Raw genomic sequence first — 23271 nt, 5'->3', positions numbered from 1 at the left:
TATGGAAATGCAACAGTTTTATTACGACAACAAAATTGTTAAAAAATTCATCTACGCCACCATTGTTTTTGGTGTAGTAGGTATGGCGGTCGGGCTTTTGTTGGCCACGCTGTTTTTATTCCCCAATTTGACCGATGGGATTTCGTGGTTGAGTTTTGGTCGTTTGCGTCCCTTACATACAAATGCGGTGATTTTTGCCTTTGTTGGGAATGCCATGTTTGCGGGAGTTTACTATTCGTTGCAACGTTTGCTCAAAACCAGAATGTATAGTGATTTACTCAGTAATCTTAATTTCTGGGGTTGGCAATTGATTATTGTGGCCGCAGCGATTTCATTGCCATTAGGATACACCACTTCTAAAGAATATGCGGAGCTGGAATGGCCAATTGATATTGCAATTGCATTCATTTGGGTGGTTTTTGGTATCAATATGATTGGAACAATTATAAAAAGAAGAGAGCGTCATTTGTATGTCGCCATTTGGTTTTACCTGGCCACTTTTGTGACGGTTGCCGTTTTGCATATTTTCAATAGTTTGGCTTTGCCAGTATCAGCCATGAAGAGTTATTCTGTATATGCAGGAGTGCAAGATGCTTTGGTACAATGGTGGTACGGACATAATGCAGTTGCGTTTTTCTTAACTACTCCTTTCTTAGGATTGATGTATTATTATATCCCAAAAGCCGCGAATCGTCCTGTGTATTCTTATCGATTGTCTATTGTGCACTTTTGGTCATTGATTTTCTTGTACATCTGGGCAGGTCCACACCATTTATTGTATTCTGCTTTGCCTAACTGGGCTCAGAATTTAGGTGTTGTGTTTTCCATTATGTTAATAGCGCCTTCTTGGGGAGGTATGATTAACGGTTTATTGACCTTGCGTGGTGCTTGGGATAAAGTACGTACGGAGCCTGTTTTGAAATTCTTTGTGGTGGCCATTACGGGTTATGGTATGGCGACTTTTGAAGGACCTATGTTGTCACTGAAAAATGTGAACGCGATAGCACACTTTACCGATTGGATCGTAGCTCATGTGCATGTAGGGGCATTGGCTTGGAATGGATTCATGGCTTTTGGATTAATCTATTGGTTGGTTCCTAGAATGTCCAAAGGACCTTTATTCTCTTTAAAGTTAGCAAATGTTCATTTTTGGTTGGGTACGCTCGGAATTATATTGTATGCTTTACCAATGTATGTGGCTGGTTTTGTTCAAGCTTCTATGTGGAAACAGTTCAATCCTGACGGAACCTTGACTTACGGAAATTTTCTTGAAACCGTAACCCAAATCATTCCTATGTATTGGATGCGTGCCATAGGGGGTACCATGTATATTATTGGGACATTTGTCATGGTGTACAATATGTACAAAACCATTACAGCCAATGATGCAATTGAAGACGAATTAGCCGAAGCACCTGCTTTAGAAAGAATAAGCAATGGACGTTTGCGCGGAGAAAAATTCCATACTTGGTTAGAAAGAAAACCAATTCAATTGACCATTTTGGCAACTGTAGCCATCTTGATTGGAGGAGTTATCCAAATTGTACCTACAATTATGGTAAAATCTAATATTCCTACTATCACTAGTGTAAAACCGTATTCTCCCTTAGAGTTAGAAGGCCGTGATTTATACATTCGTGAAGGGTGTGTGGGCTGTCACTCTCAAATGGTACGACCGTTCCGTTCAGAAGTTGAGCGTTATGGACCACAATCAAAAGCAGGAGAGTTTGTATACGATCATCCGTTTTTATGGGGGTCTAAACGAACTGGTCCCGACTTGCTAAGAGTGGGGGAAAAGTATAATGACAACTGGCATTTCAACCATATGTGGAATCCACAAAGTACGTCATCAGGTTCGATTATGCCAGGTTACAAATGGCTGTTTGACAACAAAGCATTAGATATTGATGATATTGAAGCGAAGATGAAAACGATGCAAGAATTGGGTGTTCCTTATTCTGATGCTGAGGTAGCCAATGCAAAAACTGCCATTAAAGCCCAGTCTTTGAAAATTGAAGAAAACCTAAAAGCAGATCCTGATTTTGTAAAAAGTTATGATGAAAGTAAAAAACGTGCTTTGGCAAAAGGAGAACGATTTATCCCAATGCAAGATCGTGAAATTGTAGCCTTAATTGCTTACATCCAACGATTGGGTACCGATATTAAAGTGAAAAAATAACAAAAGGAACTGAGCGGCTAAGATTCTAAGATAGAAAAAAGCTTAGCGACTTAGCGACTCAGAACCTTAGAACCTAAAAAAATAAAGTTATGTTCGAACAAATTAAACACAATATGGAAACGATAGCAGGGGTATCTATATATCCTATTCTATCCTTGTTGATTTTCTTTTTCTTTTTTGTAGGACTTGCCATTTGGGTGATTTCGTATAAAAAAGAGAAAATTCAGGAATTGAGCCAAATTCCTTTAAACGATAAATTATAATTTCAAAAATACATCTAATGAAAAAAATAATTCCCAACTATTTAAGAGTACTGCTGATTTTCTTCATGATTTTTGGTGTAATGGAATTTTTTATAGACTCCGGTGATCGTCCTGCGTTCATCAAATATCCGATGGTTTCGGTTTTTCTATTTGTCTTTTTGTTTCTTTTGATTGCGGTTGAAATTGCTTTAAGTGCCATTGACAATATCATGTATAATTTACTTTCGGATGAAGAAAAAGCGAAGCAAGCTGCTGAGGAACTAGTTTCTTATAAAGAAAAAGAATGGTACAAGAACCTGATGCAAAAACTGACTCATACACAACCGTTGGAAACGGAGGACGAGATTATTTTGCACCATGATTATGATGGTATCAAAGAATTAGACAATAATTTACCGCCATGGTGGGTGTATTTGTTTTATATCTGTATTCTTTTTTCAGTGGTGTATTTAGTGCGTTACGAAATCATGGGCGCTGACAATCAAGAAATGGAATTACAAAAAGAATTGGCTCAAGCCAAAATTGATGTAGAAGAATACATGAAAACGGCTCCCGATTTAATGGATGAAAAAACAGTAACCTTATTAACAGAACCAGCGGATTTAGATTTAGGGAAAAACCTCTTTGCTACAAATTGTGCTGCCTGTCACCGTGCAGATGCGGGAGGGCAAATTGGTCCTAATTTAACAGATGAGAATTGGATTTTAGGGGGTGGTATCAAAAACATTTTCCACACAATAACTAATGGAGGTCGTGATGGAAAAGGAATGATTGCTTGGAAAGGAACTCTGAAACCAAAAGAAATTCAAAAGATTGCTAGTTACATCATCTCGCTTAAAGGCAGTAATCCAAAAGACCCAAAAGCACCAGACGGAGAAGTTTGGGTAGAAGATGAAGCGGATGCCACTGTCGTTACAAAATAACAGTTAGTTTAAAAAGCTTGATTTACCATTAAGGAATTAAGAAAAGTTAAGTTCTAAAACCTTAATTTCTTAATGGTGAATAAAAAAATCTAATGTTTTAGATTTAAAAAAACAATAAAATGCCTAAACAAAATGAAGCTTTTAGAGATACCATCGGAACAATTGATGCCGAAGGGAAAAGGAAATTTATTTTTCCCAAAAAACCGTCGGGTACCTTTTATGATTACCGCAAGTGGGTCAGTTATTTTTTGTTATTGATTTTAGTAGCTAATCCATTTGTAAAAGTCAATGGCAATCAGTTCATGTTGTTCAATATTCTCGAACGTCGTTTTAATATTTTTGGATTCCCATTTTGGCCACAAGACTTTTACATTTTTGTAATTTTTATGATTGTAATGGTGGTCTTCGTGATTCTGTTTACGGTTATTTTTGGACGTATATTTTGTGGATGGATTTGTCCGCAGACTATCTTCCTCGAAATGGTTTTCAGACGAATCGAATATTGGATTGAAGGAGATAGAGGTGCACAAATGCGTTTGGCTAAACAAGAATGGAATACTGAAAAAATCAAGAAAAAAGGTTTCAAATGGACTTTGTTTTTGATTATTTCATTTGCTATTGCCAATGTGTTTTTGGCTTATATCATTGGAAGTGATGCCTTATTCCAGATGATTGATGAGGGACCTTTGGAACATCTCAAAACATTGATTTCACTTTTGATATTTACAGGAGTCTTTTATTTTGTTTTTGTATGGTTTAGGGAACAAGTCTGTATCATTGCTTGTCCTTACGGTCGTTTGCAAGGTGTTTTGTTGGATAATAAATCCATTAATGTGGCTTACGATTTTGTTCGTGGCGAAAAAGAAGTGGGCAGAGCCAAATTCAACAAAAAAGAAAATAGGGCTGAAACAGGCAAAGGAGATTGTATTGATTGCAAACAATGCGTCCATGTATGTCCCACCGGAATCGATATCCGTAACGGAACCCAACTGGAATGTGTGAATTGTACGGCTTGTATCGATGAATGCGACAGTATCATGGAAACTGTTGGTTTTCCAAAAGGCTTGATTCGATATGCTTCTGAAGATGAAATAGAGAAAAAAGCCCCTTTCAAGTTCACAAGTAGAATGAAAGGCTATACCGCTATTCTTGCAATTTTGACAGGGATATTGTTGGGCTTGCTGTTTTTGAGAAATGATGTAGAAGCCACCATTTTAAGGCTTCCTGGACAATTATTTCAACATAAAGGAGAAAATATTAGCAATGTTTACACTTTCAAAATTATCAACAAAACGAATGATGACTTTAAAGATATTCATTTTGAATTAGTAGGAATTAAAGGCAAGTTGAATGTAGTAGGTAACAGTGATTTTAAAGTACCTAAACAAGGGATGAGCAGCGGTACTTTGTTTATTGAAATCAATCAATATTTACTCGAAAGTGATAAAACGAAATTAAAAATTGAAGTATTTGAAGGCAATCGAAAAGTAGAAACAACAACGACTAATTTTTTAAGTCCAAGAAGTTTTGATTGATTTTTGCCCACAAATTAAGTTTAAACCTGATGATTTAGTAGCTTCTAAAAAATAGATCCACAGATTATAAAGATTAGCAAAGATTAATCTTTGTAATCTGTGGCTAATTAAAATTATAATCTTTCAGATTTTCAGTTCATAATTGTTAATCATTTAATGTAAAAATCATGGAAAATAATCCAATAAATGTTACAAAGAAACCCTTGATTAACTGGGGAACAGGAATTGTCATCGCCATTGCCTTGTTCATGAGTTTTATCTTGTATTTTGTAATTAAAGTACAATCGAATTCTAAATATGACAACGAATTGGTGGTAGAAGAATACTATAAACAGGATGCTCGTTTTCAGGAAGAAATTGACCAGTTGCAAAACAATCATGATTTACCTAACAAACCTAGTTTTACCAAAACAGCAAAAGGCATCACTGTAATTTTTCCGTCAGAATTTGATGTTTCAAAAGTAAAAGGGAAATTGTCCCTCTACCGACCGTCGAATAAGAAATTAGATTTCGAAATTCCCCTTTCGCTTTCTGATTCTAATCCATCTTTACTCATACCTAAATTAAATTTGGTTGGCGGTCGCTGGGACATTACCATGCAATGGCAGTACGAAGGAAAGTTGTATATGACTAAGGAAATTTTGTATTTGTGATTTGAGTTAGGAGTTTTTAATTAACGATTGTTGATTTAATCCTAGCAAGGACACAATGTTTTAAATTTTCATTTTAAACAGTTAAACTTTTTTAAACAATTAACCTTTTTTAAACTTCTAAACAATAAAACCTTTGCTCTACACCGCATTTCTATTTGGATTAATCAGTAGTTTTCATTGCATTGGGATGTGTGGTCCTATTGCGATGATGCTTCCTGTGGATCGAATGAATGCAACCAAAAAAACGCTACAAATCTTAACCTACCATGTAGGACGGCTGACTGCTTATGGAACTATAGGTTTGTTATTTGGAATGCTAGGGCGGGGATTGTTTATTGCAGGTTTTCAGCAAAGATTATCCATTTTTATAGGAATGGCGATGATTTTGGTAGTGGTTATTCCTGAGAAAATATTAGCACAATACAACTTTTCAAGACCTGTTTTTAAAATTATTTCGAATATCAAATCCAAACTCGGACAACAATTCAAAAACAAAAGTTATTCTTCTTTATTTACTATTGGGTTGCTCAATGGTTTCTTGCCTTGCGGAATGGTATATGTGGCTCTTTTTGGTGCTGTAGCCATGCAATCAGCCAGTTTAGGAGTGTTGTATATGTTGCTTTTTGGTTTAGGAACGGTTCCTTTAATGAGTGCTGTCGTTTATATTAATTCCTATTTAACCCTTCCCATTCGTAATAAAATCCAAAAAGTAATTCCTTATGTGGCAGTGCTTATTGGAGTGCTTTTTATATTAAGAGGATTAGGCTTGGGGATTCCTTATGTTTCGCCAACTAAAATGAGTTTGTTTGTGCAAGCGAAAGCAAATTGTCATTAATCCTGTTGTGTTGATTTTTGAATGAAGATTTTGTGCTGTTAGTTTCATTTTTTAAGTACAAAGTTAAAGACTCTTCAAAGTTAATAGCCAATTTATTATTAATCCATAGGCTTTATTGGTAATGATGCGTAAAGTCAGTAGACATTTGTACAGCATAAACGACAAAAATATTTTTCACAGGAACACTTTGTAGAGCGGGGTTAGAGTTTGTTATACCAAATTGTAAAACAATGCAGAATAAGTAATGAGTTGAAAAACAAAATGTTTCAGTCGGGCGAATCGTAAAACGAAGGTATAACAAGAGGTATAACAAAATGATAATTTGGATGCTTCGTGACGCTCTGAATTGAACTCAGAAAAAAAAGTAAAAGTCAATGAAATCAGTACTTTAGACGCAAAAAAAAAACTGGCTAACAGAATGAATTTGAGATAACTAGAGTACATGCCTATCAGCTCCTTCTTTTTTGTTTTAAAAAACAAGTTATATATAAAATTTGTCAACTATTAAGTTTTTTTAAATAAATGTATAATATTCTTATAAATTGTCAATGGTAAATTATTTTATATAAACCAAAATAAATTGTGGTTGGCAGCTTGTTCAAAATGACTAGACAGAGAAAAGTGTTTTTTTATATCGTCATCGAAAACAACTGTGTTTGGGGTGCTTTTTTCTTTAATCTCAAGTCAAAAGCCATGCAGATGTTACGTACGTACGGTTTTCCTTTTTCGGTCACAAGGAGGTCATTTTGGTGAATTTCCAGCAAGCCGTCTTTTTGCATTTCATTCAATTGTAGAAGTATCTCAGGTAGTTCTTCAAAGAAATCACTGTCTATTGTCCATGAAGTGCTGAATTGACACATCAAGTTCAAAATGTGCTTGCGAATGATTAAATCTTCTGCAGTCAAATGATGGCCTCGGTAAATTGGCAATTTGTTCTGTTCTAATTTTTGGTAATATTCCTCTATCGTTTTTACATTTTGTGCAAAACAATACCAACTATCACTGATAGAAGAAACTCCCAAGCCAATCATTAACTGGGTTTTTGAGGAGCTGTAGCCCATAAAATTGCGATGCAATTTTCCTTTATTAAAGGAATGGTACATACTATCGTCTTGTCGGGCAAAATGATCCATTCCAATTTCATGATAGCCGTTTTTTCCTAAAAGTATCTTTCCTATCTCATACAATTTTCTTTTTTCTTCATCTTGAGGCAAGTCTTGTTTTTTAAAACCTCTTTGTCCACTTCCTTTTATCCAAGGTACATGAGCATAACTGTAAAAAGCCAAACGATGAGGTTGTAGTGATTTTGTTTTTTCGATTGTATCCACTACATTTTCGATGGTTTGAAAGGGCAATCCAAAAATAAGATCGTGACCAATTGAGGTGTAACCAATTTCTTTTGCCCAAAGGGTTACCTTGGCTACATTATGAAAAGGTTGGAGGCGATGGATGGCAGTTTGTACTTTTTCTGCATAATCTTGAACACCAAAACTCACTCTCCTGAATCCCAAATCGAACAGTTTTTGCAAGTGTTTGCGAGTGGTATTATTAGGATGTCCTTCAAAGCTAAATTCGTGTTGAGCTGCTATTTCGGACATTTGAAAAATTCCGTTGATTAGCAGTTCTAAATTCTCCACTGAAAAGAAAGTAGGTGTTCCACCTCCTAAATGGATTTCTTTAATGATTGGCTTTGCTGGAAGTAGTTCACAATACAGTTTCCATTCTTTCAAGACCGCTTGTATGTAGGGGTTTTCAAGTTGGTGGTTTTTGGTGATTCGTTTGTTACAACCACAAAAAGTGCAGAGACTTTCACAAAAAGGCAGGTGAATATACAAGCTTATGCCTTCGGTAGAATTGCTTTCTACAAAAGATTTTTTTAATGTTTGAATCCAATTTTCAGTGGTAAACTTTGCCTCATCCCAATAAGGAACCGTCGGGTAACTTGTGTATCTTGGACCAGGAACATTGTATTTTTGTAAGAGTGACTTTTTCATTTTGACCTATTTTTCAATAGTCAAAAATAGGGTAGTGGTAAGGTAATTAAAATGATAATTGTCATGTTCAATTATCAAAAGCTAAGAGAAAAGTTTCAAGAGAAAAGAAAAGAGATTAATTTCAAAAAATAATACTTAATTTTTGAAATTAACCTCTAACCTCTTTATTCTTGGTCAAGGTTGCGCAACTGTGTTAGTTTTTCTTTCCAGATGTCTAAGTTTTCCTTGTGGATAGCAATGTTTTTACGCACTTCTAGTACAATAGAATTCTCTTTTTTGGCATTTTTAGTATTGGCAAAAAACTGAATGTTGTTTTCTAGTTGGAAAATTTCATTTTGCAATTCGTCAATTTTACGAATGATAAAAATCTTTTCGTTTTCAATTTTTCGTGAGTCATTGCTTTCCGATAGATTGTCCAGACGGTTGGCAAATCGCATCATGTCACCTTCTTTTTTACTCAAACTTAATTTGTCAAAAAGGGCATCTAATATTTTGTTAAATTTACCTTCAATATGTCTTCTTTGAAAAGGCACTTTACCAAAACTTTTCCAAGTTTCAATATGTGCTTTGATGGCGTCCAAATCGGTTTTGTGATCTCCTGCTAATTGGAAATCTCTGAGAGTTTCTAAATAAACTTTCTTTTTGTCGAAGGCTTCAATTTCTTCACTATTTTCCTCGTTTTTGAAATCTTTTAATTGATCAAAGTAATGGTTGCAAGCTGATTTAAATTCTTTCCAAATTTTATCCGAATACTTTCTAGGGACATGACCTATTTGTTTCCATTCATTTTGAATTTGCTTCATAATAGGAGTAGTAGCTGCAAAGTCGGTACTGTCTTTTAGTTCCTGAGCTTTGGCTACTAATGCATTTTTCTTAGCGAGATTGTCATTTTGCTCTCTTTTAATTTCTTTGTAGAATGAATTTTTAAAAGCATTAAAGTTTCTAACGGCTGTTTTAAAAGCAGCCCAAGTTTCTTCATTTACATCAGCAGGAACTTTACCAGCATTAAAGAATGCAGTTCTTAAAGTCTCAACTTTCTCTATTTGTACCAACCATTGAGAATGTGAATTTACTTTAACCGTTCCTAATGCCTCAATTTCGGCAATAATTAATTTTTTGTTGTTTAGATTTTCAATTTCATTTCCTCTTTGTTTTTCAAAAAGTTGTTCTCTTTTATCATGAATTTGTTTCGTGTAATCACTAAATTGATTCCAAATTTCATCACGATGCTCCCTTGAAACAGGGCCGATATCCTCTTTCCAAATACGATGCAGGTCTTGTAATTCTCTGAAAGCTTTGTTGATGTCGGCTTCGTTTACCAATGCGGCAACGCGTTCGATTATTTTTTGTTTCTGTTCCAGATTGTGTTTGAAATCTAAGTCACGAGCTTCTCGATCTAAATGTAGGTAATCGTAAAAGTTTTCCACATGAAAATGGTAGTTATTCCAAACATGGTTGTATTTGTCTTTTGGAATAGGACCAGCAGTTTTCCATCTTTCTCTTAATTCATTAAAATGCTTTAAGGTGTCTTTGATGTTTTCTTGCGGATTAATTAAATCTTTTAATTCCTCTACAATGGCCAATCTATTTTCAAGATTAGATTTAAGATTGGATTCTAAGCTCTTAAAATGAGCATTTTTTTTATTTTTATATTCGGTGTAAAAATGGTCGAAAGTTGCTTTTAAAGGCAGGTGGTATTGGAAGTCTTCGGTACTATCAGGGTTTTCAGTATGAAATTCTTCCTTCTTTTCTTCAATAAAATGATAGTATTTGGCTAAGAATGATTTTTTAATCTCATCAATATGTTCTTTGATGGACATCACCTTATTGGTTGCAACTAATTTTTGTAGTTCGTCCACAAGAGATTCCATTGACAGCATGTCATAATCAAGTAAAGGAATTTCATGACGTTCTCTTAGAGTTTCATCTTCTCCTTCTTCGGCATTCGATTCTTCAATAGCATTTAATGCGTTTTGATTTGCATTGACAGTTTTGGGAGTTTCTTCTACTTCCTTTGAATCGGTAATTAAATTTCCATCTGCATCTTGCAGGTTATCGTGTTGTTCTTCTAACATTGGTTCAATGTTTTAAGGTTTGTAATTTTTGAACACGAAAGATAGTAAAGAGTCGCTGAAATACAAAACAATTCTTTCGATTCAGAACCTTTTGTAAGAGAAAAGGTTGTGATTTAATCTGTTTTAAAGAGTAAAAAACAAAGAATTTTAATGAATTAAGCATTTTTTAAGTTAAAATGGAATCTCTTTTTAAACCAATAGAGCTATTAGGAGTCCAAATTTAGGAAGAAAACAGAGTAAAGGACTGATTTAATTTTAAGAAGAAAACATTGTGACCTTGGATTTTAAAGTTAAAGTTTTTTAAAAAAATCAATCATTTCATAGTAAAATCAATTGGAAAATAGGAACTTTGTTCGTTTTCAACCAAAAAATAAACCAAAATAATTAAATTAAAAGTGAATAAACAACAAAAACAAATTGGATTGTATGCATTGGTAACCCTTGTTATCATTACGTTAGCTTTTGGGTACGCAAAATGTTTCAATACTCCAAAATTAGAAACTGCAGAAGAGTGTCATGATGATAATTCAGTAGAAAGAAGTGCATTATACCAACCAACAATTGAAAATAAAAATAACAAACCATCTGGTACCGCTCCTGAAGGGATGGTATGGATACCAGGAGGTGAATTCTCGATGGGGAGTGACGTTTCTGATGAGAGTTTGTGCGATGTTAAAGGGATAACCAAAGATGCTTCACCGATACACCGTGTGTATGTAGATGGTTTTTGGATGGACGAATCAGAGGTTACTAATGATCAATTTACTGCCTTTGTAAAAGCTACGGGCTATGTAACTGTAGCGGAAAAAAAACCAACAGCAGAAGAATTGCCAAATGTTCCCGAAGAATTTTTAATAGCTGGTTCAGCTATTTTTAAACCAACTCCCGGTAAAGTAAATTTGAATAATTTCTTGCAATGGTGGGATTTTGTAGGTGGTACTAATTGGAAGCACCCTCTTGGGCCTAATAGTGATTTAAAAGGAAAAGGAAATTACCCTGTGGTTCATATCGCTTATGAAGATGCTGTAGCTTATGCCAAATGGGCAGGAAAACGTTTGCCGACAGAGGCTGAATGGGAGTTTGCTGCTCGTGGAGGGAAAGCAGGTGATTTATATGCTTGGGGAAATACCTTAAAGATTGATGGAAAATTCCAAGCAAATATTTTTGAAGGAACTTTTCCAGTTGAAAAAGGCGATACGGGTGAAGATGGGTTTGTTGGTATAGCACCTGTAAAACAATATAAGCCAAATGCCTACGGATTGTATGATGTAGGAGGTAACGTTTGGGAATGGGTACACGATTGGTATAGTGAGACCTATTATTCTGAAATTAGTGCAGGTGGAAAAGTAGTACGTAATCCAAAAGGTCCAGAAACCGCTCCTTATGATACCACGGGTAATAATGAATTGAAACGTGTGCATCGTGGTGGTTCTTTCTTGTGTACAAGTGAATATTGTAGCCGTTATATGGTAGGTACCAGAGGGAATGGTGAAATTAAATCAGGAGCCAATCATCTCGGTTTTAGATGTGTAAAATAGCAATAAATTTCAAACAGAATAAGTACTAAGTACGGACTGTGTACAAAAGTTTAAACAAATTGACTATTAATTTGATAATACTGAGCTCGATATTGTATCGGGCTCATTTTGTTTAAATTTGATTCTTTCTTATAATAATATACACTGGACATGCTAACTTAGCCGACACAAAAAGTTAAAAAAGAAGATGAGGTTTATGATGAATATAAAGAAATGATAAGTATTGATAGTTGGGATGAAATAAAGCATAAGGTTATATTAGTAAATAAAGAAAACGAACTAATTCATATTAAAAATAGGATTCATGAAAATTATAAAAAATGGTGTGTTTTGCCTTGCTGGCTTATTGTTGCTAGGCTGTAAGTCTGAAATCGATAAAAAAAAGGATGTTAAAACTACCTCACGTCCCAATATTATTTTTATCCTAGCTGATGATTTTGGGATAATGGATAGTCAAGCCTATGCTAATAAGTTTACAGGAACAAATCCTTCTCTAATGTTTTATGAAACGCCTAATATTGATAAATTAGTTAATGAGGGAGTTTCTTTTTCACAAGCGTATGCGAATCAATTATGTTCGCCAACACGCGCAAGTTTGTTAACAGGTAAGTATGCTGGTAGACTTGGATTTACCACAGCTTTGCCACCAAGACAAACCTATTATAATCAGAATCAAGAAGTGCCAAAAGGGTATTATGTAAACGATATTTTTGAGCATAGTGATGATATAAAAATCGAGCAGGCACTTTTAAATGGAATTTCAAATGCTGGTGTTCCCTCAGGAACAAAGTATGACCAAGGTAAAGATGAACTTTCTATAGCAGAAGCTTTAACGGATTATCATTCAGCTTTTATAGGGAAGTGGCATTTAGGTGGTTTTGGAGCCAAAGGGTATCAACCCAAAGATCAGGGTTTTGAACCTTTGGCATGGTTTGATGCGGGTGGTTCTGCTTACTACAATTGGAAAAATGCATGGAATGATAGAACGAATAAAATGTATCCAAAAGTATCTCCTGATGCACTGGAAATTGGATCATCAGGAAAACCAACAAACGAGGACTATTTGACAGACGATCTTACTGTGCAAGCCTTACAATACATCGATGAAAGAGCAAAAATAAAAGACAAGCCTTTTTTCTTATATTTTTCACATTTTGCCATTCATTCACCGTATCAAGGAAAAGAAGATGAAGTAACTCATTTTGATGGTAAGAAAACCAAAGGATGGAATGGCCATAAAAATCCCGTTTACGCTTCGATGATTAAAAGTTTAGATCGTTCTGTTGGAGCTATTTTAGATAAACTAAAAGAGTTAGATATTGAAGAAAATACATTAGTAGTATTCATGTCAGATAATGGCGGGATAGATTCTAAAATTACAGCAAAAGGAGACGGTACAAATAATGCTCCATTTCTAGGAGGAAAAGCCTGTGTGACAGAGGGGGGAATTAGAGTGCCTTTAGTTTTTAGATGGAAAGGAAAAGTTCAAGCTGGTAAATGGGTTGATGTACCTGTAGATTGTACGGATATTTATCCATCACTTTTAGAGGCGGGTGGTTATCATTCTAAAGAAATAATTAAGAAGAATGATCTTGATGGCGAAAGTTTAATTGCTATGCTTTCTGATGTAAACAATAAGAATAAAAGTTATAAAAAAACTACGCATTACTGGCATTATCCTTTTAATGTGATTTACAATAGTCCTTATGAGCCATTTGCTCTCACACCTCATTCTGCTATTCGTGACGGCGATTATAAGCTTATTTTTGATTGGTATGGTAGATTGAATTTATATAACATAGAAAAAGATCCTTTTGAAAAACACAATTTAGCAAATGAAAATCCTAAGCTCAAAACGGCTTTGTTTCACAAATTAATGAGCTGGTTACAGGTAAATATTGACAAACGTTACTGGCCAAAAGTAAACGAAAAATATAACCCTAAAAAGGAATCTAGAGATGTACCATTTATAGATATGTTTTCTAGCTATAAAAGTCAGCTATAAACTGAAATTTTTAATAAAAAAATGACCTTGGATTGATCTGCACCCAAATATCAAAAGTGGAATTTGCAATCTAGAAGTGCCAAAAAGCATTGTGTTCTTTTGTAGATAAATTTTAATATTGCTGGGAAAATGTTGGGGAAATAAAATAAAAAAAATCCGCAACTACTTATTTTGTAAGTGGTTACGGATTTTTTTAAGTGGAGTCGCCGAGAATCGAACTCGGGTCCAAACAAGCAACTAAAATGCTTTCTACACGCTTATTTCCTGATTAAATTTTCGACATTGTGATTGACCAGAAACAGTCGCACAACGCTTATCTTCTTTAGTTTCGAAATCCACCCGAAGCTCATGGAAATCTAGGTTTAAATTTACGATTCACCTGATTCGACCGCCATAAACCAAAGCTTTCGAGGTAAATCCTGCTTTCCTACCTTGTAGGACGAGGCTAATCTTACTATAATTCAGATTATGCAGCAAGAGCGTAGTTTCCTTCGCCGTGTAAGTGTTTTGAGACCTTTTATTAGCGAGAATTGTCCCAGTTCTCGACGTGCTTACATTTCAATTCGACTTGCTGTCAAAACCAGTCGACCCCAATTTTCAATCAATAAATTGAGTTTGCAAAGATATTCTTTTTAGTCAAACTACAATTGCGTTGTGTTTATTTATTCATCAAAAATCATTCCGCAGTTCCGTTGTCGTCTAATTTAAATGGGTAGTCACCAAATAAAGCCGCAAGATTTCTAACTTTATAGGTCATGCGGTTGAATTTGTTTGATAACGCAATGATGGTCACTTTTTCTTCTGGTAGAGTAATATAAGCAGAAGTATTTCCATGCCACCATCCGTTGTGGAAATATAAATTTTGTCCCGTTTCCCAATTAATCATTCGGATTCCTAGTCCATAATTGTTTTGTCCTTTATGTTCGTTACTATATGGGATAAAAGATTTTTTTAGTAATTCTGTTTTGAAAAATTCAGGGTCATTGCGTCCTAAATCAAATTTTAATAAATCTCTTGGAGTGGAGTAGATATTCTTATCGCCATAAATAGCGTCTAAATAATCCCAATAATAAAGAGAGAAATTCCCTCTGTATGATGGATTGGCAGTTTGCCTGTCTTTGTCATAATCAAAAACAAAAGTGTCGTTCATTCCCAGAGGTTTGAAAACAATTGTCTTCATCGCCTCTTTGTAATTTTGTCCTGTTACTTTTTCAATAATTAAAGCTAAAATGGCATAATTGGTATTGCAGTAACTGAAACGACTGTCGGTTCTAAATTCGAGATTGATTTTTTTAGTAATTAATAAATCAACAATATCCTTGTTGGTTAAAATCTTATGCCGATCCCAAATTTCCTTTTTGTCTGTAAAATAGGAGTAGTTACGAATACCACTTCGATGATTCAGTAAGGTCTTTACGGTAACATCGGGATATGGGAATCCTTTTAAAAGGGTCGTTACTTTTTGTTCTAAGTTTAATTTCTTTTGGTCAATTAATTTTAATACGGCAGTTGCTGTCATTACTTTAGAAACAGAAGCAATATGAAGCGGACTGTTACTGGTCATTTCAGTTTTGGTTTTATGATTGGCATAGCCTTCATATTTTTCATAAATTATATGTCCGTTTTTTGCAACCAAAAATCCTCCGTTCAAACTGTTGTGAGGCCAGTTTTTGTTATAAAAATGCTCAATCGCATTTTTTTTAGAATTGATATAATCATTAGTAGGTTTATGACCTGTTTTTAAGACAAAATCTTTTTTGGCTTTATTGTCTGATAAATTAGAGTCAGAATTATTATTTCCTTTACAAGAGGTTAAAAGCAATAAGAGCAGTACTAATTGTGGTATATTTGTGTTTTTTATTGAAATCATCATTGTGGTGCTATAAAAACAAATATATAGAATCAATATCTTTTTTGATAATTATTTTGGGATCAATTCTGATTATTTTTAATGTTTTTACAGACAGTGTTTTCTATCATTTTGAGATTCAGTAGTTCAGGAATAAAATCCTGTTTGGGAGATGTAGGGTTGCATTTTTTGGATATTATTATTTGTAAAAATAACCCCATGGAGACTTTGCTTTTAAATGAAAGTAAAGAAATAATAAAATTTACATAATAGTTTAGAATATGAAATTTGGAATTTTAAAAGAAAGAAAAAATCCACCAGACCGAAGAGTTGTTTTTTCACCAGAAGCATTGGTACAATTGAAAAAAGAATATCCTGATTTTTCAGTTGCAGTAGAAAGTTCTGAAGATAGAATTTTTAAAGACGAAGAATATCGATTCGCTGGAATTGAAGTGGTAAATGATATTAGTGACTGTGATGTACTCATAAGTGTCAAGGAAATTCCCGTAGAAGATTTAATTGCGAATAAAGCTTATTTCTTTTTTTCACATACTATAAAAAAGCAACCGCATAATTGCGCTTTACTACAAAATATTTTGAAAAAAAATATTGACTTATACGATCATGAAACTATTGTGGACCCAAATAATCGTAGATTAATTGGTTTTGGTAAGTATGCGGGTTATGTAGGGGTGTATAATAGTATTCGTGGTTTTGGACTAAAATATGAATTATTTAAACTGCCAAAAGCTTCGACTTTAAATGGAAAAGAGGAACTTGTGAGACATTTAAAAAGATTGGTCTTGCCTCCATTGAAATTTGTCATTACAGGTAAAGGAAAAGTAGGGAAGGGTGCCCAAGAAATTCTAAGTTTATTAAAAATAAAAGAGGTTAGTATCGAAAATTATCTAACCAAGAAATATTCCCAATCTGTATATACGCAATTGGGCGTGTCCGATTATTACAAACATAAAGAAAATCAGGTGTTTGATTTTGAAGATTTCAAATCAAATCCAGCCAATTATGAATCCGATTTTGAAAAATTTACCAAGGTTTCAGAGATTTATATTTCGGGGCATTTTTATAGTGTGGGTTCTCCAGCTATTTTGACTCGCGAGATGTTACAGTCTAAGGATTGCAAACTAAAAGTAGTAGCGGATATTTCATGTGATGTTGGTGGACCTATCGCTTGTACATTACGTACTTCAACTATTGAAGAGCCTTTTTATGGTTATTTACCTTCAGAAGCTAAGGAGGTAGACTTTTTTCATCCAGCTGCTTTAGTGGTGATGGCAGTAGATAATTTGCCCAGCGAATTGCCTAGAGATGCCAGTATTGGATTTGGAGAAATGTTTACTGAATATGTCATTCCTGCATTCTTTAATGAAGATACAGATGGGGTTTTAGAAAGAGCGCAAATTACCCATAATGGACAGTTAACGGCTCGTTTTAGTTACCTGCAGGATTATGTTGATGGTAAGTAAATAAAAAACTAGGCTACTTTAATTTAAATTAGCCTAGTTTTTTATTATTCTGTCAATTGATAGAATTTTTCTATCATTTCTTTTCCTTTAGCAGTTTGTCCTGTTTTTAGCAAAGCATCACCATATCTAAAGTAATATTCGGGGGCTAAATTGGTGGTCATTTTGAATAATTCTTGATAATATTTGGCTGCTTTTTCAATTTCTTTGTTGTAGTAAAACGAGTCGGATAATAAGGTGAATAAGTATACAGATTTATATCCCTTTTCAGCGACTCTTTCATAAATATCTATAATATTAATATAGATATGATCTGGTTTTAGCCTGTTTGGGTCGCTTTTTGCTATTTCTTTAGCTTCTTCTTTTTTGAAATTTTCAATAGCAAGTTTTAAGGCTATTTTTTCAATCTCTGGATCAACAATATCAGTGGTTTCCTTACCTTCTATTTGGATACTACTAGGTTCTTCAACTCTTTTTTTTACGTTGGTTTCTCTTGTCTTAGCTGTAATGTTTCGGGCATATTCCTTGTCCGTAAAATTTTCCTTTTTATAAATTGGGGTAATGGTTCGGATGTTATTAGGACCTAAATCGGCATCGTCTATCAGACTCAAATCAGAAACTGTATAGCTGGTTTTGGTTCCTCCAAAATTTTGGTTTACGGTTTCTTCTACTTGATAGTAGAGCACTTTTCGTGTTTCAGTATTAATGGTCACGTTGGGATTTTGACAATAACCACTATGTGTACACAATGATGCTACGAAAATAGTAAGTATTTGAAAAATATTTTTCATGACGAGTAATTTTACAATTCATATGCTATTTTTTAATTTATAGTTTAAGAATATCGTTACTACTGATTTCGTAAACGAGATCAGTACATAGATTAGTGTAGTAGTTTTTTAGAAGTCAGAAATTGAGGCAATTATTGTGATAGGTTCAAATGTCTTATAATCAATAAAAACAAATCTATTAATTGAAATATTCTTTGATGTGGTATTGTTTGCTTTTGGAAAGCTGATTTATTATACTAAGGTACTAAAAAAAAAGCCTCTAAGCAATTATTTTAGAGGCTTTTAAGTTGTATGGAATTTAGAATTTATAATTGTATCCTAAACGAATAACCTGAGTTTCGTAATAATCATTACTTGTATAATAAAAACCATCTCCCTGAATTCGTTTTTTAGGAACCATGGTATTTAGCAAGTCGGTTGCATTCAGGAAAAATTCTCCTTTTCCTTTTTGAACAGATTTTTTTATACCAAAATCAACCGAATAACGGGATTCCATTTTTCCTTGTGGAATAACATCTGGAGCTAGATATATAGCTGTTAACTGTGCATCTACCGTTTTGGTAAAATGAAAAGTATTATTCAGTTTTACATTTCCAGAATAAATAACTTGTTCTTCTGCCGAAAATAAATGGGAACTTGGATATTTGTTTTCTACCGTAAAAGCATTTATTTGGTTGCGATACGCATTTGCATTGATATTAAAGGAGTAGAGCGGACTTACTTCTTGCGACAAAACCATTTCGATTCCCGAGTTATAGCTTTTATTCACGTTTTGAAAAGTAGCATAAATGATGTCGCTTCCAGGAACGGTGCTCGATATTCTAGTAATGGTTCCATCAGCAAAACGGTGGTAAAGGGCTGTGTACAAACTTCCTTTTGTCCAATTCAATTTATAGCCTAATTCTAGTGAATTGGTAAACTGTGGTTTCAACATTGGGTTTCCGACTTTGATAATTTCAGCATCATCGTATTTTGGAAAAATTCGAATATCAACTTCATTGGGTCTGTCAACTCTTCGGTTAAAGAACAGCGATATTTTGTTGTCGTCATTAAATTTATACGCCAATCGCATGTTAGGGAAAGGCTGTGTATAATTGTATCCGTCACTTTTATACGTATTGTGATTTGGATTTACCTCATAATTCAAATCAACATATTCCAAGCGCAATCCTAGTTCAGCTTCCCATTTCAAGCTTTCAAAAACGTAGTTTCCGTAAACCGCAGGAATCAACTCTTTGTAGGTTGCAGGTCCGCCAGCATTGGCATCAATAACCGAGTTCTGTCCCGGTTTGAAATCCATATTCGTTGGAATGTCGCGTTTGCGGAATTTAATTCCCGTTTCGATACGCCCATTTTTCAACGGTTCGATATAATCCACATTCAAATCATAGACTTTTTCGTCAGATAATAGTTTGAAAGCATCCGTCCCAGTTGACCCCACTAGAATATTATCGTAAAAATACTTCTCGTCTTCTCTATGAAAAGTATAGTTAAAACCAACATTTAGCAACCTACCAGGTTCTTTAAATTTGTGTTGGTAAGCAGCTGTGGCCATAACGGTTGTTTTTAACTCATCTTCTAGAAACTGCCATAATCTTCGTCGTTCTGAAAAATCAGCATTAAAAAAAGGTTGGTCACCACGGTCAATAATTTTTTCGCTTCCAAATAAACCTGAAACCGTCAAAGTATTTTGGTCGTCAATATTCCAGTCAATACCTGATTTGATAGTTGTAAAATGCGTGTTACGATTTCTTTTTAATTGCGAATTAATAATGTCGCCATCGTCATAATAACGGGTGACAAATTCGTTTTTATTCAAAGTTTCGGTGTACAAATAATCCCCTTGAAAAAAGGCGTTGATTTTATTTTTCTTATAATTCAACGAAACCGAGGGGTTGATTTTTGGCGTCATCGTATATTGTGGACGAATCGTAGGCAAGTTTTCTTTTCGAACCCATAAGGCACCCAGTCCTGATGTCAAACCCACTTTTCCGTTAAAACCTTCTTTCTTATTCTTTTTGTAGATGATGTTGATGATTCCCGCATTTCCATTCGCATCATATTTGGCTGATGGATTATTGATAATCTCAATTTTTTCAATGGCTGAGGCTGGAATGTTATCCAAACCGCTTTGGCTACCAAAACCCGTTAAACCTGTTTGTTTACCATCAATCAAAACCATTACTTTGTCGTTTCCTCTCAATTGCACTTTTCCATCTTGAACGGTCACACTAGGTAAGTTTTGCATGGCTTGTAAAACGGAACTTCCTGATTGCGCAATATTATCAGCTATTTCAAAAGTTTTTTTATCCATTTTGTTGCTTATTTCGGTGCTGTTTGAGGTTACAACTACTTCATTCAACGAATTGATGTTCTCACTTAGTTCAATGGTTTTTAAATCCAAGTAATCCGATAAATTCCCCACGTACAGCTCTTGCTCGTGTGTTGCATATCCCAAAGTGGAAATCTCAAGGATATAGTTCCCAGATGTAATATTTACTAATTTAAAACGCCCTGACTCAGTTGTGATTGTTCCTGCTACAAATGTTTTTTGAGCTACTGTTTTTAGTACCACATTAGCAAAAGGTATGCTAGTGTTGGTTTTATTCTCTTTTACCAATCCTGAAATGGTTACTTGTTTGCTCTGTGCCCATAATTGAGTTGTTAGCAAACCTAAAAGTAGGATTGTATTTAAAATTTTAATTTTCATAAGAGTATTATTTTATATTCAAAATCATTCCTACTCCAAATTGAGTTCCATTGTAAAATGGCGAAATCATTCCTGTATTGTTTTTATTTTTCTTTTGTAATAATTTATTAATGTATGGAAACGTCCAGTAAGCTACTTTGGTAGAGAGAATCCCTATACCAGCTCCCATGGCTACATCCGTTAGCCAGTGGCGGTCATTGTAGATACGGAAAGCTCCCGTTCCCGCAGCGACCAAATAACCCGAAATGCCATACCAAATCGAAACATCTTTGTATTCCTGCCATAAAAATTCAGCTCCCGCAAAAGCAGTTGCTGTATGACCCGAAGGAAAAGAGTTGTTCGAACTTCCATCGGGTCGTTCGACTTTGGTAATCGTCTTCAAAGGTAAAACTGTCGCCGAAAGGAGCAAATAAGAAGTCGCTAATATCATAGAACGATCTCTTAAATTATGTTTCCCTTGTAGGCCTAAATTGTTTAACGCATAAACAGTCAAGGCTGGCGCATATTGAGCAAAATCATCAATTGTGATTCGCTTGTCAATATGTTCGTTGACTTCTTCTTTAATTTCTGTGTTAATTGATTGTACAGCATCACTTTCAATACCTATGAGGCCATAAGACATCAAACCTACAGGAAGGATTAATTGCTTGTAGTTAAATTTTGTTTTTTTTACTTCTTTTACAACAAGACTGTCTTTTTGAGCCAATTGTTGCGCATAAAGGTTTGTGCCTACTACAATAAGTAGTAAAGCGAGATAATAATGATTTTTTCGCATAGTTATTTGATTCAAATAGTTGTTATTCAAATTTTTGAGTTGGTAAAAAGTAAATTAAACTATCGGAGGGCGAAAAATAGAAAAGTTAGGATTGTACAAATAATTTTGATTTTTGAAAGCAATAGCCTCTATTTCGAAACAAGAAACAAAAGGTGTATTGTTTTTAAATTCAAATGCAGTAATTTTTTGAGTTAGCGGAGTCACTTGATTAAGTGATACTAAGGTTACCGTCTGATGAGGTTTGTCATCGTCTTCTTCGCTTTCATGGGCTTCAAAAATCATGTCCAAATTCATCAAATGTTCTCCCACAAAATCCAAAATAGTCAAATTAGGATCTTCCGTTTCCTTACAATGACTATACATATCAGGCAATTGCACCAAGGTCGAAAAATCACCCATAGGCAAACAAATCACACCAAAGCTATAATAGAGCAGTAAAAAAAAGTGAAAGAATGGTCTCAAAATTTTTTAAAATAGATTTCAAAGATAGCTTTTTTAAAATAATAGACTGTTTCTAAAAAGTTAATTATAAAATCATTTGGGCGTGCCACCATTCTGTCAAGGGGCTTACTCTTCTGTATGTTGATTAAGCCCCTTTCCACAATGCTGTCGGGCTATTCGCGCTACTTTGGTAGCCAGCTTCTATCCCTCACGCAAACTCGAAGTACCATTTGCGTTTTTGAGTTTTTTTATTAAATCACATTGTCTTTTCATAGAGCTAGCACAGATAATAAATACCTGTGTTAATTTTTTGGGAAGTCTAAGCTTGATGCTTTGGTAAAAAGCATTCCTATTATGAATATGAATAATGGAGGGATAAGATCCATATCGTATCCTATAATAACTTCACCAGATTCAACTGCTTGGTATAACCAAAGAAAAATGATAACTAAAAAATAGTTAATTCCAGTAATACAAAAATAATTTCCTGTTATTTTTAAATTTTCAATTATTGTAACAGAAAGAGGTTTGTGGTTTAATAGTTTAACTATTTTTCGTAAATGATATAAAGATTTCAAAAATGATAAATACGCAACCAAACTTATAAATGCAATAGACCAATAAAATAAATTCCAATCTGTGATGCATATTTTTATGGGACTCATTATGCATTTTCGTAAAGGGATATTTAGTATTAATCCTAATAGTCCAAGAATGTAAAATAGAATTAATATATCAATTAATATTTTTAATAAAATCGATTTTTTCATAGTTATACTTTGATTTTTTTGAAAACAAATTAAAAGATTTTTTGTTTGTTTGGATTTTTTTTAAAACATCTTTAACATTTGATAAATATTTTTAATTTTAAAAAATAATTTAAAAAATCGGTGTAAAAAACAATCGTTAGCGTATTCACCTGTGCCCGCAAAGATTGTCAGACAACTACAATTAAGTTTTTTATTAGATTTTTCCAGTCTTACAACAATCGTTACCGCAGATATCCACCTGCGCTAACGTTTGAACATATCTGAGCAATCGGGGTTTCCAATTTTTAAACTTTTACTTTGGAATTTATATGGATTGTGTGAAATTCATTGTTATTTGGTTGGGAACAATTGTGCAGAAAAACATAAATATTATAAAAAAAAATCTGTTAGCAGTTTCTTCATTGCTGGCAGGAAAACTGCGTGTTGGAATATCAGGATATTTTTTTGTTATTGT

General features: G+C 34.1%; 17 protein-coding genes and 1 other RNA gene. 9 read left to right on the top strand and 9 right to left on the bottom strand.

Annotated elements, in window-relative coordinates; all coding sequences use genetic code 11:
• Position 1 precedes the first annotated feature (1 nt).
• From ccoN to ACNH59_RS15035, 6 genes are all read left to right on the top strand, one after another.
• Positions 2-2179, top strand: a complete 2178-nt coding sequence (gene ccoN, locus ACNH59_RS15060) for a cytochrome-c oxidase, cbb3-type subunit I (protein ID WP_418263340.1) — start codon at positions 2-4, stop codon at positions 2177-2179.
• Positions 2180-2268: 89 nt separating this feature from the next.
• Positions 2269-2442: a CcoQ/FixQ family Cbb3-type cytochrome c oxidase assembly chaperone gene (locus ACNH59_RS15055; protein ID WP_418263339.1), complete on the top strand. Its 174-nt coding sequence runs from the start codon at positions 2269-2271 to the stop codon at positions 2440-2442.
• 17 nt (positions 2443-2459) lie between these two features.
• A complete protein-coding gene (locus ACNH59_RS15050) occupies positions 2460-3365 on the top strand; it encodes a cbb3-type cytochrome c oxidase N-terminal domain-containing protein (RefSeq protein WP_418263338.1) in 906 nt (301 codons plus the stop codon).
• A 119-nt stretch (positions 3366-3484) separates the two neighbouring features.
• Positions 3485-4900 carry a cytochrome c oxidase accessory protein CcoG gene (gene ccoG, locus ACNH59_RS15045; protein ID WP_418263337.1) on the top strand — a complete coding sequence of 472 codons (1416 nt, stop codon included), beginning with the start codon at positions 3485-3487 and terminating at the stop codon, positions 4898-4900.
• 167 nt (positions 4901-5067) lie between these two features.
• Positions 5068-5553, top strand: a complete 486-nt coding sequence (locus tag ACNH59_RS15040) for a FixH family protein (RefSeq protein WP_418263336.1) — start codon at positions 5068-5070, stop codon at positions 5551-5553.
• A 133-nt stretch (positions 5554-5686) separates the two neighbouring features.
• Positions 5687-6388, top strand: a complete 702-nt coding sequence (locus tag ACNH59_RS15035; RefSeq protein WP_418263335.1) for a sulfite exporter TauE/SafE family protein — start codon at positions 5687-5689, stop codon at positions 6386-6388.
• Between the two features lie 629 nt (positions 6389-7017).
• On the opposite strand, the gene hemN is transcribed toward ACNH59_RS15035, so the two are convergent.
• Both hemN and ACNH59_RS15025 read right to left on the bottom strand, forming a co-directional pair.
• Entirely contained in the window at positions 7018-8382 is a 1365-nt protein-coding gene (hemN, locus tag ACNH59_RS15030) for an oxygen-independent coproporphyrinogen III oxidase (protein ID WP_418263334.1), read from the bottom strand.
• Between the two features lie 164 nt (positions 8383-8546).
• Complete coding sequence (locus tag ACNH59_RS15025) at positions 8547-10457, bottom strand: DUF349 domain-containing protein (protein WP_418263333.1); 1911 nt, start codon at positions 10455-10457, stop codon at positions 8547-8549.
• Between the two features lie 395 nt (positions 10458-10852).
• Between ACNH59_RS15025 and ACNH59_RS15020 the strand changes: the two genes are divergently transcribed.
• Together ACNH59_RS15020 and ACNH59_RS15015 are read left to right on the top strand one after the other, a co-directional pair.
• Positions 10853-11995, top strand: coding sequence for a formylglycine-generating enzyme family protein (locus ACNH59_RS15020; RefSeq protein ID WP_418263332.1), 1143 nt, complete (start codon positions 10853-10855; stop codon positions 11993-11995).
• Positions 11996-12299: 304 nt separating this feature from the next.
• Positions 12300-14000 (top strand): sulfatase, encoded by a 1701-nt coding sequence (locus tag ACNH59_RS15015; protein ID WP_418263331.1) that lies wholly within the window; start codon positions 12300-12302, stop codon positions 13998-14000.
• Positions 14001-14195: 195 nt separating this feature from the next.
• On the opposite strand, the gene ssrA is transcribed toward ACNH59_RS15015, so the two are convergent.
• Positions 14196-14592, bottom strand: a transfer-messenger RNA (tmRNA) gene (ssrA, locus tag ACNH59_RS15010).
• An 84-nt stretch (positions 14593-14676) separates the two neighbouring features.
• Positions 14677-15870 (bottom strand): serine hydrolase domain-containing protein, encoded by a 1194-nt coding sequence (locus ACNH59_RS15005; RefSeq protein ID WP_418264905.1) that lies wholly within the window; start codon positions 15868-15870, stop codon positions 14677-14679.
• Between the two features lie 260 nt (positions 15871-16130).
• On the opposite strand from ACNH59_RS15005, the gene ACNH59_RS15000 reads away from it, so the two are divergent.
• Positions 16131-17333 carry an NAD(P)-dependent oxidoreductase gene (locus tag ACNH59_RS15000; protein ID WP_418263330.1) on the top strand — a complete coding sequence of 401 codons (1203 nt, stop codon included), beginning with the start codon at positions 16131-16133 and terminating at the stop codon, positions 17331-17333.
• 44 nt (positions 17334-17377) lie between these two features.
• Here ACNH59_RS15000 and ACNH59_RS14995 read toward each other — a convergent pair whose 3' ends face one another.
• From ACNH59_RS14995 to ACNH59_RS14975, 5 genes are all read right to left on the bottom strand, one after another.
• On the bottom strand, positions 17378-18121 hold the full coding sequence (locus tag ACNH59_RS14995; protein ID WP_418263329.1) for a tetratricopeptide repeat protein: 744 nt from the start codon (positions 18119-18121) through the stop codon (positions 17378-17380).
• A gap of 298 nt (positions 18122-18419) precedes the next feature.
• Positions 18420-20831 carry a TonB-dependent receptor domain-containing protein gene (locus tag ACNH59_RS14990; RefSeq protein ID WP_418263328.1) on the bottom strand — a complete coding sequence of 804 codons (2412 nt, stop codon included), beginning with the start codon at positions 20829-20831 and terminating at the stop codon, positions 18420-18422.
• A 7-nt stretch (positions 20832-20838) separates the two neighbouring features.
• Complete coding sequence (locus ACNH59_RS14985; RefSeq protein WP_418263327.1) at positions 20839-21606, bottom strand: phosphatase PAP2 family protein; 768 nt, start codon at positions 21604-21606, stop codon at positions 20839-20841.
• A gap of 54 nt (positions 21607-21660) precedes the next feature.
• Positions 21661-22068: a hypothetical protein gene (locus ACNH59_RS14980; protein ID WP_418263326.1), complete on the bottom strand. Its 408-nt coding sequence runs from the start codon at positions 22066-22068 to the stop codon at positions 21661-21663.
• 281 nt (positions 22069-22349) lie between these two features.
• A complete protein-coding gene (locus ACNH59_RS14975) occupies positions 22350-22817 on the bottom strand; it encodes a hypothetical protein (protein WP_418263325.1) in 468 nt (155 codons plus the stop codon).
• Positions 22818-23271 lie beyond the last annotated feature (454 nt).

The sequence above is a fragment of the Flavobacterium faecale genome (assembly GCF_048320115.1).
GTDB classification, from domain to species: Bacteria; Bacteroidota; Bacteroidia; order Flavobacteriales; family Flavobacteriaceae; genus Flavobacterium; species Flavobacterium faecale_A.
This window is presented reverse-complemented; position numbering and strand designations above follow the sequence as displayed.

What these genes read in the sequence shown, in the direction of transcription:
- ccoN (WP_418263340.1), top strand. Translation starts at nt 2, where the DNA reads ATGGAAATGCAACAGTTTTATTACGACAACAAAATTGTTAAAAAATTC.
- ACNH59_RS15055 (WP_418263339.1), top strand. Translation starts at nt 2,269, where the DNA reads ATGTTCGAACAAATTAAACACAATATGGAAACGATAGCAGGGGTATCT.
- ACNH59_RS15050 (WP_418263338.1), top strand. Translation starts at nt 2,460, where the DNA reads ATGAAAAAAATAATTCCCAACTATTTAAGAGTACTGCTGATTTTCTTC.
- ccoG (WP_418263337.1), top strand. Translation starts at nt 3,485, where the DNA reads ATGCCTAAACAAAATGAAGCTTTTAGAGATACCATCGGAACAATTGAT.
- ACNH59_RS15040 (WP_418263336.1), top strand. Translation starts at nt 5,068, where the DNA reads ATGGAAAATAATCCAATAAATGTTACAAAGAAACCCTTGATTAACTGG.
- hemN (WP_418263334.1), bottom strand. Translation starts at nt 8,382, where the DNA reads ATGAAAAAGTCACTCTTACAAAAATACAATGTTCCTGGTCCAAGATAC.
- ACNH59_RS15025 (WP_418263333.1), bottom strand. Translation starts at nt 10,457, where the DNA reads ATGTTAGAAGAACAACACGATAACCTGCAAGATGCAGATGGAAATTTA.
- ACNH59_RS15015 (WP_418263331.1), top strand. Translation starts at nt 12,300, where the DNA reads ATGAAAATTATAAAAAATGGTGTGTTTTGCCTTGCTGGCTTATTGTTG.
- ACNH59_RS15005 (WP_418264905.1), bottom strand. Translation starts at nt 15,870, where the DNA reads ATGATTTCAATAAAAAACACAAATATACCACAATTAGTACTGCTCTTA.
- ACNH59_RS15000 (WP_418263330.1), top strand. Translation starts at nt 16,131, where the DNA reads ATGAAATTTGGAATTTTAAAAGAAAGAAAAAATCCACCAGACCGAAGA.
- ACNH59_RS14995 (WP_418263329.1), bottom strand. Translation starts at nt 18,121, where the DNA reads ATGAAAAATATTTTTCAAATACTTACTATTTTCGTAGCATCATTGTGT.
- ACNH59_RS14990 (WP_418263328.1), bottom strand. Translation starts at nt 20,831, where the DNA reads ATGAAAATTAAAATTTTAAATACAATCCTACTTTTAGGTTTGCTAACA.
- ACNH59_RS14985 (WP_418263327.1), bottom strand. Translation starts at nt 21,606, where the DNA reads ATGCGAAAAAATCATTATTATCTCGCTTTACTACTTATTGTAGTAGGC.
- ACNH59_RS14975 (WP_418263325.1), bottom strand. Translation starts at nt 22,817, where the DNA reads ATGAAAAAATCGATTTTATTAAAAATATTAATTGATATATTAATTCTA.